The following is a 15,680-nucleotide window of genomic DNA, read 5'->3' as shown; positions in this document are numbered from 1 at the left end:
AATTCCAACACAAAAAAATAAAGTGGTGTTTCACCACTTTATTTTGCGTATTCCACTGCACGTGTTTCACGAATAACAGTTACTTTAATATGTCCTGGGTAATCCAGTTCATTCTCAATACGTTTTCGAATATCACGAGCTAAACGATGAGCTTCTAAATCATCAATTGTATCTGGTTTTACCAGAATACGAACTTCTCGTCCTGCTTGAATTGCGAATGATTTTTCTACGCCTTCATAAGACTCTGAAATCTCTTCCAACTTTTCAAGACGACGAATATAGTTCTCAAGTGTTTCACTACGAGCTCCAGGTCTTGCAGCTGATAATGCATCTGCTGCTGCAACTAAAACTGCAATGATAGAAGTTGGTTCTGTGTCCCCATGGTGAGATGCAATACTGTTTATAACTACAGGATGCTCTTTATACTTCGTTGCGAGTTCGACACCAATTTCAACGTGGCTACCTTCTACTTCATGATCAATTGCTTTACCGATATCATGTAATAGACCAGCACGTCTTGCTAGTTTTTCATCCTCACCAAGCTCCGCTGCCATAAGTCCAGTTAAATATGCAACTTCCATAGAGTGTTTTAAGACGTTTTGTCCGTAACTTGTACGGTATTTTAAACGACCTAAAATCTTAATTAAATCTGGATGTAATCCGTGAACACCCACTTCAAACGTTGTTTGCTCTCCGACTTCGCGAATATACTCGTCCACTTCACGTCTTGATTTTTCGACCATCTCTTCAATACGCGCTGGGTGAATACGTCCGTCCTGTACTAGTTTATCAAGAGCGATACGAGCTGTTTCACGACGAATTGGGTCGAATCCAGAAAGGATAACCGCTTCTGGTGTATCATCGATAATTAGGTCAATACCTGTTAACGTTTCTAACGTACGAATATTTCGACCTTCACGTCCGATAATACGTCCCTTCATTTCGTCATTTGGAAGATTTACAACCGAAACGGTTGTTTCAGCAACATGATCAGCTGCACATCTTTGCATTGCAAGAGATAAAATCTCTTTTGCTTTCTTATCCGCTTCTTCTTTCGCACGAACTTCACTTTCTTTTACCATTACGGCAATTTCATGAGAAACTTCACTTTCTACTTTACCAAGAATAATTGCTTTCGCTTGTTCGCGTGTCAGATTGGAAATGCGCTCTAATTCTGTTTGTTGCTTTTGAACTAACTCTCCCACTTTGCTTTCCAACTCTTCAATCTGTTGTTGTCTCGCTACAAGAGAATCCTCTTTCTTTTCTAACTGTCGCTCGCGTTTATCGAGCGTTTCGTCTTTACGATCAAGGTTCTCTTCTTTTTGCATTAAACGATTTTCTTGTTTTTGTAATTCGCTTCTACGGTCACGAATTTCTAATTCAGCTTCTGTACGAAGTGTATGAATTTCATCCTTTGCTTCTAAAAGCGCTTCTTTCTTAAGTGCTTCAGCCTCACGATTCGCTTCGTCTAGAATACGTTTCGCTTCGTTAGCTGCACCATTAATCTTCGCTTCAGCAATAGACTTTCGAACAAAAAAGCCAACAACTGCACCGACTGTTGCAAGCAAAATGGAGATGAGTATCCAAACTGTACTACTCATGATTTCACCTCCCCTTGCTATGAATGAAAAAAGACTGTCGGCATGTACATTGAATACCAACATACAGCAAAGACCGTCGTCCCGCTTTTTTAAGGGACTTTCTTCATTTCACAATTAAAATGTCATATTATTATTTCGGCAAGATTTAAGTCTTACTCCGAATATTACTTCTCTTCTTGAGAAGAGTGTTTCGTATATAAGAAAAAATATACATTCTCATTGTATCTATCGCAATTTTCATTGTCAAGCGTTGTCTACTTTTACTTTCTTTACCTTCAGCTCTAATTCATATATGAATTTAAAAAGAAGACAGCATATTATCCTGGAAAACCTTAGTGAATTCCAGTTTATGCATACAAAACATGCATATATCCCTCTTTATACATAGCCTTTTAGGCAGATTAAATATTTTATCTCCAACGATATACAACGCTTTCATAATAATTAAAAATAAAAGACACGGAACCGTGTCTTTTATTTTTTAATCTTGAAGATTTGAATCTTCCGTTTCTTCAGCACCAGAGTCTTCACCAATTCCGTGATGGTCACGAACAAAGAAGGCAATTTCCTCTCTTAAATCCGTATTCTCTTTTAAGAATTGCTTCGAATTTTCACGACCTTGCCCTAAACGCTCTTCATTATAAGAGTACCAAGCACCACTCTTTTGAACGATATCAAGTTCAGAAGCCATATCTAAGATTTCACCTTCTCTTGAAATACCTTCTCCGTACATAATATCAACTTCAGCAACACGGAATGGTGGTGCCACTTTATTTTTAACTACTTTTACTTTTGTTTTATTACCAACGATGTCGTTACCTTGCTTTAATTGCTCCGCACGACGCACTTCAAGACGAACTGTTGAATAGAATTTCAACGCACGACCACCTGGAGTTGTTTCTGGGTTCCCGAACATAACCCCAACTTTTTCACGAATTTGGTTAATAAAGATTGCGATTGTTTTTGATTTATTGATTGCACCTGACAGCTTACGAAGTGCTTGAGACATTAAACGAGCTTGTAGACCTACGTGTGAGTCACCCATGTCTCCTTCAATCTCAGCTTTCGGTACAAGAGCTGCTACAGAGTCAATTACGATAATATCAACCGCGCCACTTCGTACAAGTGCTTCTGCGATTTCTAGTCCTTGCTCCCCTGTATCAGGTTGTGATAATAGTAATTCATCTATGTTAACGCCTAATTTTTGTGCATATACAGGATCCATTGCATGCTCCGCATCAATAAACGCTGCTTGTCCACCTTGACGCTGTACTTCCGCGATTGCGTGTAATGAAACTGTTGTTTTACCTGAACTTTCTGGTCCATAAATTTCGATAATACGGCCACGTGGGTATCCGCCTACCCCTAATGCCACATCAAGTGCTAAAGAACCACTTGAAATTGTAGAAATTCTACGCTCCGCTTGTTCTCCTAATTTCATAATTGAACCTTTACCGAATTGCTTCTCTATTTGTTTTAACGCCATATCTAACGCCGCTTGACGATCACTCATTCAAAATTCCTCCTTAACTCAATTGCTAATCTTATTATACCTATTTTCAATTCAATTTGCCAACAAAATCGAACATTTATTCGATTTTTTTATTTTCCATTAAATAAAAATGAGTTTAAGCATAAAAAAAGCTAGAAGAAACTTATATCTCTTCTAGCTTTTTATATAAATGATAAAATCCATATTTCACCGAACGTTCCCTAATTTGTTGACGACTTCCACTTAAAATAAGAGGAAAGACTACAGTTGGTTCATCCTTAATCGCCAATCCAACGAATACTGTTCCCGGCTCTTTATGTTCTGAAGCATCCGGTCCTGCTACCCCAGTGAAACTAATTCCGATATCCGCTTTTAATAAGCCCTTAACATTTTCAGCAAGATAACGAGCACATTCTTTACTAACTGCACCATCAGTAGACAACACTTCCGCAGGTACATGTAAAACATGTTGCTTCACATCATTATGATAACAAATGATACCGCCTTTAAATACTGAAGACACACCAGCACTTTCTGTTACTTGATTGCCAAAGAGACCACCGGTTAAACTTTCTGCACACGCTAAAGTTAATCCTTTTCTCTTCAATAATTCTATCGCCTTATCATGCAGAAACTCTTGATCATACCCGTAGAAAAATTTTCCTACTCTTTCTAAAATCAAATCTTCCATATGCTGAATGCGTTTCGCAGCTTCATCAGCATTTTGATGTTTGGCAGTTAAACGTAGTGTCACTTCTCCATCATTCGCGAGGGGGGCGATTGTCGGGTTCGTTTGTCCATCAATTAAATCTTGAACTTTCACTTCTAATTGAGATTCCCCAATCCCGAAAAAGCGAAGCACACGAGAATAAATGTTTTCTCCTGTTGTAAAGTTACGTAAAAAAGGCTCTACATAACTTATATACATCGGCTTCATCTCTTTCGGTGGTCCTGGTAATAAAATATAAACTTTCCTGTTCTTATTTAGCCCCATACCAGGTGCCATGCCATGATCATTCGCAAATACAGTTGCTCCATTCAAAACGAGCGCTTGCTTTTTATTATTCTCTGTGAACTCGCGACCTGTACGCTTAAAGTACTCGCTTATCGATGCTAATGCCTTTTCATCATATACAAGCTCTTCACCCAACCTAGAAGATATCGTTTCTTTCGTCAAATCATCTTTTGTCGGGCCTAATCCACCTGTGAAAATAAGTATGTCAGCACGTTCTTCCGCAACTTCAATCGCCTGCTGTAATCGCTTGTTATTATCTCCAACTACAGTATGGTAGTACACATTAATTCCGATTGAAGCTAACTTTTCAGATAAAAACTGGGCATTTGTATTTGCAATTTGTCCAAGTAATAATTCAGTTCCAACCGCAATAATTTCAGCATTCATCCCAATTCCCCCATAAACTTCTATTTTGAGTTTACAAAAGCAGCTCTATTTTTCCAGAAATAATCCCACCCTGAAATAACAGTAAAGATTAATGCAATCCATATGAAAATATCAGCAACTGGGATATGGATTAAATTTAAAGGTACATCGTGTAATAAATACGCCGCAATTGCAATAATTTGTGTCCACGTCTTAATTTTCCCTAACTGATTTGCTGCCACCACTTCTCCTGTTCCAGCAAGTACAAGGCGTAAACCAGTTACTGCAAACTCACGGCTGATAATTACAATAACGATCCAAGCAGGTACGTATTGCATCTCAACTAATGTAATAAGCGCTGCTGAAACAAGTAATTTATCAGCTAACGGGTCAAGAAACTTCCCTAAATTCGTTACAAGATTATACTTTCTTGCGTAATGTCCATCAATCCAATCTGTAGCCGAAGCAATAATAAAGATAAGTGCCCCTACTAAATGTTGAATTGGTAAATCAACATCACCAATTGTGTATGAACCCCAATCAAAGGGCGCTAACATAATTACCATAAAAATTGGAATTAAGAAGATTCTAGATATTGTAATTTTATTTGGTAAATTCACAGCTATTCCTCCATCATATCAAAAACATTTGTTCATTGAAAAAAGTCATCGAAGCGATGACTATTATTGTGCAGGTTGCCCTATCCCTTGGTTTTTTATCACCAATCTTTGGTGAAGTTCTTTTTCTGGATCCAATGGATAAGCGACCACTTGGCCATTCAGTTTAACTTCAACATTCGTTGCATTCCCAATATTAAGTCGCACTTCTTTTAATGTTGATACATCACGTTTTTCTATTTGGCCCTCTTGTACTGTAGCGTTTAGAATCACATTCCCCGCATCATCTTTAACATCTACATAACTCGCACCTTTACCCGATATTTCCAGTTCTAATGTTTTATTGTTATGAATTTCCAAAGTAGATACTTTACCAGTTGTACCAACTACTTTCACTTCTTCTTGTCCCGTTGGTTGTGCTGGTTGTTCCTCTTTCTTTGGCTCTTCTTTCTTTGGTTCCTCTTTTTTCGGCTCTTCCGCTTTCACTTCATCTTTCTTCGTATCTAACGGAGAGTTTTCTGCTTTTTTAACTTCAATTTTCTCACTTTGAGCATTCGGAACTTTCTCATCACCTTTTCCAGTTAACGCTTGGAAAACAAACCAAATTACCACTCCAAATGCAATTACTAATAGCGCAACTAAAACTTTCGGCATATGATCTGCAATTGGCCATGATGAAGATTTTTGCATTGTTTCTTGTGTTTTCTGTCCTGTTGATACTTGTGGAACGTCGCGTTTTTCAGATTGTGGTATCGTACTCTGATATTCTACAAGCAGTTCCTCTCCATTTAACCCAACCGCATCTGCGTATTGTTTAATGAATGCACGCGCATAAAAAGCTCCGGGCAATACATCATAATTGCCTTCCTCAATCGCTACTAAATGGCGTTTTTGAATTTTTGTAATCTCATGCAGCTGATCCATAGACAAGCCCTTCGTTCCTCTTGCTTCTTTCAGCTTTTGTCCTAATTCTGTCACTACTAACACCTCAATATTTCTTTAAAAGTCAAACATAGAGAAATTATTTTGCGTACCTTGCTCAATTTCATCTACTAAATTATATTGAATTTCTTCATCATAATCGTTACGCAACTCGATAATATAATCAAAATCATCCAATGTGTATTCTGACTGACTCACAAATACGTCAGGATGTTCCACAACTTTCGTTGCAGGTAATCTCATAATTTCACGAACAAGCTGCCAATGCCTTTCGTTAGCACGCTTTGTTGACACGATTCCATCTAAGATAAAAATATTGTCGTCGCTATACTCATCTTCAATCAATTGACTACGAACAGTTTGCTTAATAAGAGTAGATGATACAAATAACCATCTTTTATTTGCACAAACACTTGCGGCAACAATGGATTCTGTTTTTCCGACACGAGGCATTCCTCGTATCCCGATTAGTTTATGACCTTCTTTTTTCATTATTTCAGCCATAAAGTCTACAAGTAACCCTAATTCATCACGTACAAATCGAAATGTCTTCTTATCATCTGCATCTCGTTGTATGTACCTACCATGTCTAACCGCTAGCTTATCTCTTAGCTTTGGCGGACGATATTTCGTTACCGTTATGTTATCCATCGTATTTAAAATTGATTCAAGTCTAGAGATTTGCTCTTGATTATCACACATAAGGAGTAATCCACGTCGTGCATTATCTACACCATTAATTGTGACAATATTAATGCCGAGCATACCGATTAACGAAGAAACGTCACCAAGCAAGCCAGGTCGGTTTTTATGTATTTCATATTCAAAATACCATTCAATCATCCAAGATCACTCCCCTTGCTTACTTTACACCTACGTACTATATTATATGATTTCACCTTAATAGGGAAGCTAAATGTATAATCTATCCCGTTCAATTATTATACAAAAAAAATAGAGAGGAGAATCTCCTCTCTATTTTTTACTTATGCTGTACAAACTTCACCATTAAGTTTGCGATTGTATGTTGCTCTTGTTCATCAGCAACTTTCCAAAGCTCAGACAATAATTTCTCTTGATCGTTGCGCGCTTCTACTTCATTTGCTAAATAATCTCCAACACGAAATGCCATATCTGATACAGCACCACCATCAAGACCTTTTCCTGATGCCTGTTCTAAACGTTCTCCTAAAAAGCTCTTCCATTGATCAAAATTATCTAAAACTGACATGTGTAAGCACCTCACTACTTAGTAATAGAATCATGCTTAATTTGTACAGTTTTTCATTTTTTATGTAAGAAATTTTTAGCAATGCCAACCACCATTTACTCCGATAATTTGTCCAGTTATGTAAGATGCTCCTGGTGATACGAGGAATGACACTGTTTTCGCTACCTCTTCTGGTAGTCCCAACCTGCCTAACGGGATCTCTTCAGCAATTTCATTCTTATCCTCTTCTGAAAATACTTGTAACATTTCCGTTTCAATTGCACCTGGCGCCACCGCGTTAACCCTTAATCCACTTAATGAAACTTCTTTCGCTAAAGCTTTCACATATGAATTTTGTGCACCTTTTACCATCGAGTAAAGCACTTCACATGATGCGCCGATTTGGCCCCATATAGAAGAAACAAGTACAATATTACCACTTCTCCGCTGAATCATAGATGGCAGCGCCCTTGATAATAATTTATAGATACTCTTCACTTGAAGTTCTACCATATAATTCAATTCATCGTTCGTTACATCTGTTACGAGTCCAAAGATACTCTTCCCAGCTGCATATACGATAACATCAAGAGGATGTTCAATTTGCTCCCACAACTGCTCTGCCCCATCAGTAGAAGCTAAATTCGCTTGAACAGGAATCACTTCACCCCATTCTTTCTGCAACTCGTTCACTTTCTCTTCACCGTTATTATAATGAACATATACTGTATATCCATCTTGAATTAATTGTTTTGAAATAGCAGAGCCAATCCCTCCGCTTCCTCCAGTTACTAATGCATACTTTTTCATACAATTCCTCTCTTATCTCAACAAAGTCTTTCTCCTATAAATAATACCCTCATCTTACAATTTATCAATGATAAGATGAGGGTATTATTATGAAATCTTTTATTTTTTCGGTAAAACTTGACAAACACTCATTTTCTCTTCTGATAATAATAATTTGGCTACTTCTTGTAAATCTTGAACAGTTAAACTTTCTAATACAGTCAATGCCTCAAACAGACTAGATTCATTAAACGCATATCGTGTAAATTGATTTGCAATATATTCCGGCGAATTCAACGAGCGTAAAAAGCCACCTATTTTCTTTTTCTTTACTCGTTCTAATGCCACCTCATCTAATTGATCATAATTTGTATTTAGTAAAATGCTTTTCAAACGCTCTTCCAGCTCATCAGGTTGCTTCGTATCGCCGCCAACCATTGCAAAACCGAAGTTATTCTCTTCCGTATAATCATACGAGAACGAATCATCAATAAGACCTTCATTATATAAAGATTCGTAATGAACGGAGCTTTTCCCAAATAAATAATCTAAAAGTAACGTAAGCGCAATTTCTTGTTTTAAAAGGGCTTTCCCTTTTTCTTTTAAATTTGTCGCTTTAATACCAACTAAACATTTCGGTGTTTGTACAGGCATGGAAATAATTTTCTTCTTTTCATTTACCTCATCTGGTTCTTCCTCAAATGAACGTACAATTTCTGGCTGGTTTTTATAATCTTTTTTCGCTTGATTTTCACGTACTAAATCCATTGTTTTCTCTGGATCAATTGCCCCCACAACGAACAATAACATATTGCTCGGATGATAAAATGTTTCATAACATTCATATAATAAGTCTTTCGTAATTTTACTAATAGACTCGATTGTCCCTGCAATATCAATTTTAATTGGGTGCTTTACAAACAAGCTATCAATTAATCCAAAGTATAAGCGCCAATCTGGATTATCTTGATACATTTGAATTTCTTGCCCAATAATCCCCTTCTCTTTTTCAACTGTTTTTTCAGAGAAGTAAGGCTCCTGTACGAAGTTTAACAATGTATTTAAATTTTGTTCTACATTTGATGTACATGAAAACAGGTAAGCTGTTCTTGTGAAAGATGTGAAAGCATTTGCTGATGCTCCTTGTTTACTAAACAATTGGAAAGCATCGTGATCTTCTTTTTCAAATAATTTATGTTCAAGAAAATGAGCAATTCCATCAGGCACACGAACCATTTCTTCTTTACCTAGTGGTACGAATGTATTATCCATAGAACCATATTTTGTCGTAAAAGTTGCAAATGTTTTATTAAATCCTTGCTTTGGTAAAATATATACATCTAATCCATTAGGAAGTTTTTCATAATAGAGTGTCTCTTTTAATTGCTCATAAACAATTTTCTCCATTTATTCTCCCTCCGTTCCTTGTAAAAAGTAAATTGTATCTAGTTCAATATTTTTAGCAACTTTCACAATCTCTTCTTTCGTCACACTTTCAATGCCTGTAAGCCATTCTTCAACCGGACGCGTACGATCTGAAATAATACCATGATACAGCATCTCCACAAATCCGCGTGGTGTATCAATCGCCTCTAATATTTGATTTTGAATAACACTTTTCGTTTGATGCATCTCTTCTTCAGAAAAATCACCATTTTGCATCGCTAACATTTGTTCTTTAATAATCTCAACAGCTTTTTCATAATTTTTCGCTTCGATCCCTGACATGACAAACAATAAGCCTTTATGACTTTCAAAGCGGGATGCCGCATAGTACGCTAAACTATTTTTTTCACGAACGTTAACGAATAACTTCGAATGAGAAAATCCTCCAAACAATCCATTGAACAATTGTAGCGCAAAATAATCTTCGTCTTTATACGTAATAAACGTACGATAACCAATGTGTAATTTACTTTGTTTTAATTCTTGTTTTTCAACAACTTCTTTTTCTTCATTATTTCTCTTATGAAGAAGTACATTTCTTTCTCTCGCAGGACGCGCTGAAATAGAAAAATACTTACTTACAAGATCCACTGCGTTTTCTGAAATATCACCAATAATGTATAGATCCATTTCATCTTCTGCTAACACTTTTTGATAATATTGATACAAACTTTCATTTGTAATAGAAGAAACAATCTCTTTTTTCCCATGTGCACTTAAACGATACGGTTCTACTTTGCACATTTCTTCAATTAAACGCTCGTTTGCATAGCGCATTTTATCATCGTACGTAGCTTCAATTCGTTGCAAGAGCGCTCTCTTTTCACTTTCTACGATAGAAGGTAAAAAACCATTCCCCTCTGTTGCTGGATGTAAAACGATATCCGATAACATAGAAAGCGCTTTTTCAAATAGCGGTGGTGCATCATGTAAATATACTTCATTTGCAATGTCTACATAAATAGAGATAATATGGTCTTCTCCTTTTTTACTTACATCTACTGCCAAAGAAGATCCGTATAATTCTTCTAAATATTGACGAAGACGAATTACAGAAGGAAGCTTTTCTGTCGCACTTTGCAATACGTATGGCAATAGGGCACGCTCTGTCACCGTCTCCTCATTTAAAGGTGCTTTAAAACGAAATACAAAAGTATTTGTTTTATATTTATCAGTCGGAATAATATGTACTCGCAAACCACCTAACTCATGTAACTGTTGTTCCATTAGTTTCATTTATAGCCCTCCTTTACGTATATAGGAATATTCCTCTTCAATATACAGTTTTTAGAAATGAAAAATCAACTTTTCTTCCTCACTATACTTACATGAGGCTCTTTCTAAAAACTTTCATATGTAAGGAACATAGTAAAATTCCGTATTACATATATTCTATGTAAAAAAGCCCGCACTAATGTGCAAGCTTTTTATACTTATCGTTTTCCTTTTTCATACGGCGTTCCTAACGCTTTCGGAGCTTCAGAACGACCTACAAAACCAACAAGTGCTAATATTGTGAATACATACGGTAATATCGTTAAGAATACACTTGGAATTTCTTTCAGTACCGGGATGGTACCACCTGTTATTCCTAGTGATTGAGCAAATCCGAAGAACAGAGCCGCTCCAAGAGCACCTAGTGGATTCCATTTACCGAAAATCATAGCTGCTAGCGCTAAGAAACCTTGTCCCGTAATTGTAGCACCTGAGAAGTTACCCGAAATCGACATAGCGAAGACCGCTCCACCAACCCCTGCAAACATTCCAGATATAGCAACTGCAATATAACGCATTTTATATACATTAATCCCCATCGTATCTGCTGCCATTGGATGTTCACCAACCGCACGAAGACGAAGACCGAACGGCGTTTTATAAATGACATACCAAACGACAAACGCTAAAATAATAGCAATATACGATGTTAACGGTACATTTGAGAAAAAGATTTCTCCGATTACCGGAATATCCGAAAGACCCGGAACATCGATTTTTTCAATACGGTATTGAATGAAATCAGTTTGTCCTTTGCCAAAGATTTTCTTAATCGCAAATACCGTTAAACCAAGAGCTAAGAAATTAATCGCTACCCCGCTCACTACTTGATCTGCACGGAATGTAATAGATGCTACTGCGTGAAGAAGTGCAAATAACCCACTACCAATCGCTGCAAATAATAGAGCTATCCAAGGAGTCATCGCTCCCCACGTATCACCCATTAATAACGTTGTAACGATACCAGTAAATGCACCAAATAACATTAAACCTTCTAACGCTATATTTACAACCCCAGAACGTTCACTAAACACTCCACCTAACGCCGTAAAAATAAGTGGCGCTGCCGTATATAACGTACCCGTCACAAGAATGGCTAAAATATCTAAAAAGCTCATTTATTTCCCCTCCTTGCTCATGCGTGTAAGTGCCCAGCGTAAAACATAACTGCACGCTACAAAGAAAATAATACATGCAATAATAACGTTAATTAACTCAGAAGGTACATCTGCTTCAAAATTCATTTGAGGGGCTGCACTTTTCAAACCACCGAACAGTAAAGCCGCTAATAATATACCAAACGGATTATTCCCCCCAAGTAGAGCTACCGCAATCCCATCAAATCCGATACCAGTAAACGAAGACATCGCTGTCATGTTTTGGAATGTACCAAGTCCTTCCATAGCACCACCAATCCCTGCAAATGCACCCGCAATCGTCATAGATAGTACAACATTTCGAGAAACTTTCATCCCCGCATACTGAGAAGCATGTTGATTAAATCCAACAGATTTCAATTCGTATCCCAATGTGGTTCTGTCCAATAAGAACCACATAATAATTGCTACTAATATCGCTACGACAATCCCCCAGTGCAAACGAGAACCATCTGTTAAAGAGGATAACCATTCAGAAGATAAAGAAGCACTAGATTTTATATCATATGACTTCTCATTTGCCTCATGTAAGAAGCGCTTAATTAAATCATACGTCACGTAAAGTGCAATATAATTCATCATAATCGTTACGATTACTTCATTTACTTTAAATTTCCCTTTCAAATATCCCGGGATAAATCCCCATAGCCCACCAGCTATTGCCGCTACTAAAATTGACAACGGAATATGTAAAATTGCCGGTAATGATACTGCATATCCAAACCAAACAGCAGCAAGCCACCCGACTAATAACTGCCCTTCTACTCCGATGTTAAAAAGGCCTGTACGGAATGCAAATGCTACAGAAAGTCCTGCTAATACAAGCGGAATCATCGTACGTAATGTTTCACCAATTGCTTGTGGATTTCCAACCATTCCTTCCCAAAGCGCTGCATACCCAACAATTGGATCATATCCACTAAATAACATTACAATGGCACCAACAAGTAAACCAAAAATAACGGATAATACAGGAACTAAAATATTAATTGTTCGCTCCGTTAAAAATTTTTTAGCCATTTGTATTCACCTTCTCTTTCTCCGTTCCGCCAGCCATCAACAAACCAAGCTGTTGTTCATTTGTTTCTTTCGCATCAACAATTGCTACAATTTTCCCTTCATATATAACAGCAACTCGATCACTTACATTTAATATTTCATCCAGTTCTAACGATAGAAGCAATACTGCTTTCCCCTTATCTCTCTGCTCGATTAATTTTTTATGAATAAATTCAATCGCACCTACATCTAAACCACGTGTTGGCTGTGCTGCAATCAATAAATCTGGATTACGATCCACTTCACGTGCGATAATTGCCTTCTGCTGGTTTCCACCAGATAGTGCACGACTTAACGTGTGTTCACCTGGTGTACGCACATCAAACTGCTCAATAAGCGCTTTTGCTTTTTGTGTGATTTGACTAAAGTTTAAAATCCCTTTCTTTGAGAATGGATTTTTATAGTACGTTTGCAAAACTATATTATCTCTAACAGAAAAATCAAGCACAAGACCGTGTTTATGACGATCTTCTGGAATATGACCAATTCCTTCCTCTGTAATTCTTCGAACAGGCCAATTTGTTATTTCTTTTCCTTTAATTGCAATAGAACCTGACTCAACTTTTCGTAAACCAGTAATTGCCTCTATTAATTCACTTTGTCCATTTCCATCAATCCCTGCAATACCAACGATTTCTCCTGCACGAACAGTTAAGTCAAGGCCTTTTACAGCAGGTAATTGGCGTGCATCATGAACGACAATATTCGAAACAGATAGAACCTCTTCTTTCGGTTTAGCCTCTATTTTTTCTGTTTTAAAATTCACTTGACGTCCGACCATTAATTCTGCAAGTTTATGTTCATTCATTTCCGCAACGTCAACTGTACCAATTCCTTTACCTTTACGAATAATTGTGCAACGATCGCAAACTTCCATAATTTCTTTCAATTTATGTGTAATAAGAACGATAGATTTTCCTTCTTGCACAAGCTTTTTCATAATTTGAATCAACTCGTGAATTTCTTGAGGAGTTAACACCGCAGTTGGTTCATCGAATATTAAAATCTCCGCACCACGATAAAGCGTTTTTAATATTTCAACCCTTTGCTGCATCCCAACCGAAATATCTTCAATCTTTGCATTTGGATCAACTGCTAAACCGTACTGTTCAGATAATTGTTTAATTTCTTTCGCAGCCTCTTCAACAGCAATCCTTCCTTTTTTCTTCGGCTCATTTCCAAGAATAATATTCTCTGTAACTGTAAAATTATGAACAAGCATAAAATGCTGATGGACCATCCCAATACCAAGGTCATTTGCTATATTCGGATTTGTAATTTTTACAGGTTTTCCTTTAATCTTAATTTCTCCCTGTTCTGGTTGATACAAACCGAACAGTACATTCATCAATGTTGATTTCCCTGCACCATTTTCTCCAAGTAAAGCGTGTATCTCTCCCTGTTTTACTTGCAGCGTAATATCATCATTTGCTACAATGCCTGGGAATACTTTTGTAATATTGTTCATCTCAATTACGTATTCCATTTTGTTCCTCCTTCTAGCAGGGAACACTCCCCAATTGCAGTCTATTAAAGGTATTTTTATATATACAAAGGTTAGTTCTAAGAACTAACCTTTGCTATTTCTCTATTATTATTTCTTTAGAGAAGCTTCATATGTTTTATATTCTTCGTCAGTTGCAGGTACTTTAATTTCACCGTCAGTGATTTTCTTCTCAAACTCTTCTACTTTTGTTAAGATTTCTGGATTTACTTTTTTCACATTGTCAGTAGTTTTCGCAATACCAATACCGTCATCTTTTAATCCGAACTCTTCTACTTTACCGCCTTTTAATTTACCATCTTTCGCTTCTTGTGCTACTTTTGCTACTGCAATATCAACACGTTTTACCATAGAAGTTAAAGTTACGTTTTCAGGCATACCTTCTTGATTTTGGTCACGGTCAACACCGATTACCCAAACGTTTTCACCTTTTTTCTTACGGTTTTTCGCTTCTGTGAATACACCATTACCAGTTGCACCTGAAGCATGATAAATTACGTCAACTCCACCACCGTACATTGCTGAAGCTAATACAGATCCTTTTTCTGGTTTGTCAAATGCATCTGCATATTGCGCTACAATTTCGATATTTGGATTTACTGCTTTTGCACCAGCTTTGAAACCTGATTCAAACTTTGTAATTAATGGACTCTTCACGCCGCCAACAAATCCAACTTTATTGGATTTTGTCGTCATTGCTGCTACAGCACCAACTAGGAATGAACCTTCATGGTCTTTAAATGTAATACTTGTTACATTCGGCTCTTTCACTACACTATCTACAATTGCAAATTGCTCTTTCGGATATTGTTTTGCAACCTTTTCAATCGAGTCTTGCATTAAAAATCCAATTCCGAATGTTGTGTTATAATGATCTTTCGCAAATTTTGTTAAGTTTGGAATATAGTCTGCATCTTTACTTGATTGAAGATAACGATATCCTTCATTTTTCTTTAAATCATTGTCTTTACCGAATTTCGTTAAACCTTCCCAAGCTGATTGGTTAAATGATTTATCATCAACACCCCCAACATCTGTAACCATACCAACTTTGAACTCTTTTTTGTCGCTACTCGCTTTATCCGAGTTACCACACGCACCTAAAACCGCGCTTGCTGCTAATGTTAATGATAATAAAAGACCTGTTTTTTTCTTCATACTAGAAACCCCTCCTAAAATTATATATATCTCTTTATTCTTACGCTGC

Annotated in this window: 14 protein-coding genes; all 14 read right to left on the bottom strand. The window is 36.9% G+C overall.

Translation table 11 applies throughout. From position 1 onward, the window contains the following. Window positions 1-38: 38 nt before the first annotated feature. Window positions 39-1,601 (bottom strand): ribonuclease Y, encoded by a 1,563-nt coding sequence (gene rny / locus QCI46_RS08720; protein WP_000099775.1) that lies wholly within the window; start codon window positions 1,599-1,601, stop codon window positions 39-41. Window positions 1,602-2,082: 481 nt separating this feature from the next. Beyond that, window positions 2,083-3,114 (bottom strand): recombinase RecA, encoded by a 1,032-nt coding sequence (recA, locus tag QCI46_RS08715; protein ID WP_048545964.1) that lies wholly within the window; start codon window positions 3,112-3,114, stop codon window positions 2,083-2,085. 142 nt (window positions 3,115-3,256) lie between these two features. Then, window positions 3,257-4,495, bottom strand: coding sequence for a competence/damage-inducible protein CinA (gene cinA / locus QCI46_RS08710; RefSeq protein WP_353839954.1), 1,239 nt, complete (start codon window positions 4,493-4,495; stop codon window positions 3,257-3,259). Between the two features lie 20 nt (window positions 4,496-4,515). Continuing rightward, entirely contained in the window at window positions 4,516-5,094 is a 579-nt protein-coding gene (pgsA, locus tag QCI46_RS08705; RefSeq protein WP_046956497.1) for a CDP-diacylglycerol--glycerol-3-phosphate 3-phosphatidyltransferase, read from the bottom strand. A 63-nt stretch (window positions 5,095-5,157) separates the two neighbouring features. Next, window positions 5,158-6,069 carry a helix-turn-helix domain-containing protein gene (locus tag QCI46_RS08700; RefSeq protein WP_000137490.1) on the bottom strand — a complete coding sequence of 304 codons (912 nt, stop codon included), beginning with the start codon at window positions 6,067-6,069 and terminating at the stop codon, window positions 5,158-5,160. 21 nt (window positions 6,070-6,090) lie between these two features. Next, complete coding sequence (locus QCI46_RS08695; RefSeq protein ID WP_000574107.1) at window positions 6,091-6,876, bottom strand: DUF3388 domain-containing protein; 786 nt, start codon at window positions 6,874-6,876, stop codon at window positions 6,091-6,093. A gap of 139 nt (window positions 6,877-7,015) precedes the next feature. After that, window positions 7,016-7,264 carry a DUF3243 domain-containing protein gene (locus QCI46_RS08690; RefSeq protein WP_000114455.1) on the bottom strand — a complete coding sequence of 83 codons (249 nt, stop codon included), beginning with the start codon at window positions 7,262-7,264 and terminating at the stop codon, window positions 7,016-7,018. A 75-nt stretch (window positions 7,265-7,339) separates the two neighbouring features. Continuing rightward, window positions 7,340-8,053, bottom strand: coding sequence for an elongation factor P 5-aminopentanone reductase (gene ymfI / locus QCI46_RS08685; protein WP_000759593.1), 714 nt, complete (start codon window positions 8,051-8,053; stop codon window positions 7,340-7,342). A 99-nt stretch (window positions 8,054-8,152) separates the two neighbouring features. Continuing rightward, on the bottom strand, window positions 8,153-9,439 hold the full coding sequence (gene yfmH, locus QCI46_RS08680) for an EF-P 5-aminopentanol modification-associated protein YfmH (protein ID WP_048545969.1): 1,287 nt from the start codon (window positions 9,437-9,439) through the stop codon (window positions 8,153-8,155). Further along, complete coding sequence (gene yfmF / locus QCI46_RS08675) at window positions 9,440-10,714, bottom strand: EF-P 5-aminopentanol modification-associated protein YfmF (RefSeq protein WP_048545971.1); 1,275 nt, start codon at window positions 10,712-10,714, stop codon at window positions 9,440-9,442. Between the two features lie 197 nt (window positions 10,715-10,911). Next, the gene (locus tag QCI46_RS08670) at window positions 10,912-11,871 is read right to left on the bottom strand and encodes an ABC transporter permease (protein ID WP_353839953.1); all 960 of its coding nucleotides are present in this window, start codon (window positions 11,869-11,871) and stop codon (window positions 10,912-10,914) included. After that, a complete protein-coding gene (locus QCI46_RS08665; protein ID WP_001074492.1) occupies window positions 11,872-12,930 on the bottom strand; it encodes an ABC transporter permease in 1,059 nt (352 codons plus the stop codon). Then, window positions 12,923-14,455 carry an ABC transporter ATP-binding protein gene (locus QCI46_RS08660; protein WP_088064278.1) on the bottom strand — a complete coding sequence of 511 codons (1,533 nt, stop codon included), beginning with the start codon at window positions 14,453-14,455 and terminating at the stop codon, window positions 12,923-12,925. The genes QCI46_RS08665 and QCI46_RS08660 overlap by 8 nt, the downstream gene beginning before the upstream one ends. A 108-nt stretch (window positions 14,456-14,563) precedes the next feature. Continuing rightward, complete coding sequence (locus QCI46_RS08655; protein WP_048545975.1) at window positions 14,564-15,631, bottom strand: BMP family lipoprotein; 1,068 nt, start codon at window positions 15,629-15,631, stop codon at window positions 14,564-14,566. Window positions 15,632-15,680 lie beyond the last annotated feature (49 nt).

The organism is Bacillus cereus group sp. RP32 (genome assembly GCF_040459735.1).
GTDB classification, from domain to species: domain Bacteria; phylum Bacillota; class Bacilli; order Bacillales; family Bacillaceae_G; genus Bacillus_A; species Bacillus_A wiedmannii.
The sequence above is the reverse complement of the archived record's forward strand: the minus strand, read 5'-3'. Positions and strand labels throughout refer to the sequence as shown.

What these genes read in the sequence shown, in the direction of transcription:
- rny (WP_000099775.1), bottom strand. Translation starts at nt 1,601, where the DNA reads ATGAGTAGTACAGTTTGGATACTCATCTCCATTTTGCTTGCAACAGTC.
- recA (WP_048545964.1), bottom strand. Translation starts at nt 3,114, where the DNA reads ATGAGTGATCGTCAAGCGGCGTTAGATATGGCGTTAAAACAAATAGAG.
- cinA (WP_353839954.1), bottom strand. Translation starts at nt 4,495, where the DNA reads ATGAATGCTGAAATTATTGCGGTTGGAACTGAATTATTACTTGGACAA.
- QCI46_RS08695 (WP_000574107.1), bottom strand. Translation starts at nt 6,876, where the DNA reads ATGATTGAATGGTATTTTGAATATGAAATACATAAAAACCGACCTGGC.
- QCI46_RS08690 (WP_000114455.1), bottom strand. Translation starts at nt 7,264, where the DNA reads ATGTCAGTTTTAGATAATTTTGATCAATGGAAGAGCTTTTTAGGAGAA.
- ymfI (WP_000759593.1), bottom strand. Translation starts at nt 8,053, where the DNA reads ATGAAAAAGTATGCATTAGTAACTGGAGGAAGCGGAGGGATTGGCTCT.
- yfmH (WP_048545969.1), bottom strand. Translation starts at nt 9,439, where the DNA reads ATGGAGAAAATTGTTTATGAGCAATTAAAAGAGACACTCTATTATGAA.
- yfmF (WP_048545971.1), bottom strand. Translation starts at nt 10,714, where the DNA reads ATGAAACTAATGGAACAACAGTTACATGAGTTAGGTGGTTTGCGAGTA.
- QCI46_RS08670 (WP_353839953.1), bottom strand. Translation starts at nt 11,871, where the DNA reads ATGAGCTTTTTAGATATTTTAGCCATTCTTGTGACGGGTACGTTATAT.
- QCI46_RS08665 (WP_001074492.1), bottom strand. Translation starts at nt 12,930, where the DNA reads ATGGCTAAAAAATTTTTAACGGAGCGAACAATTAATATTTTAGTTCCT.
- QCI46_RS08660 (WP_088064278.1), bottom strand. Translation starts at nt 14,455, where the DNA reads ATGGAATACGTAATTGAGATGAACAATATTACAAAAGTATTCCCAGGC.
- QCI46_RS08655 (WP_048545975.1), bottom strand. Translation starts at nt 15,631, where the DNA reads ATGAAGAAAAAAACAGGTCTTTTATTATCATTAACATTAGCAGCAAGC.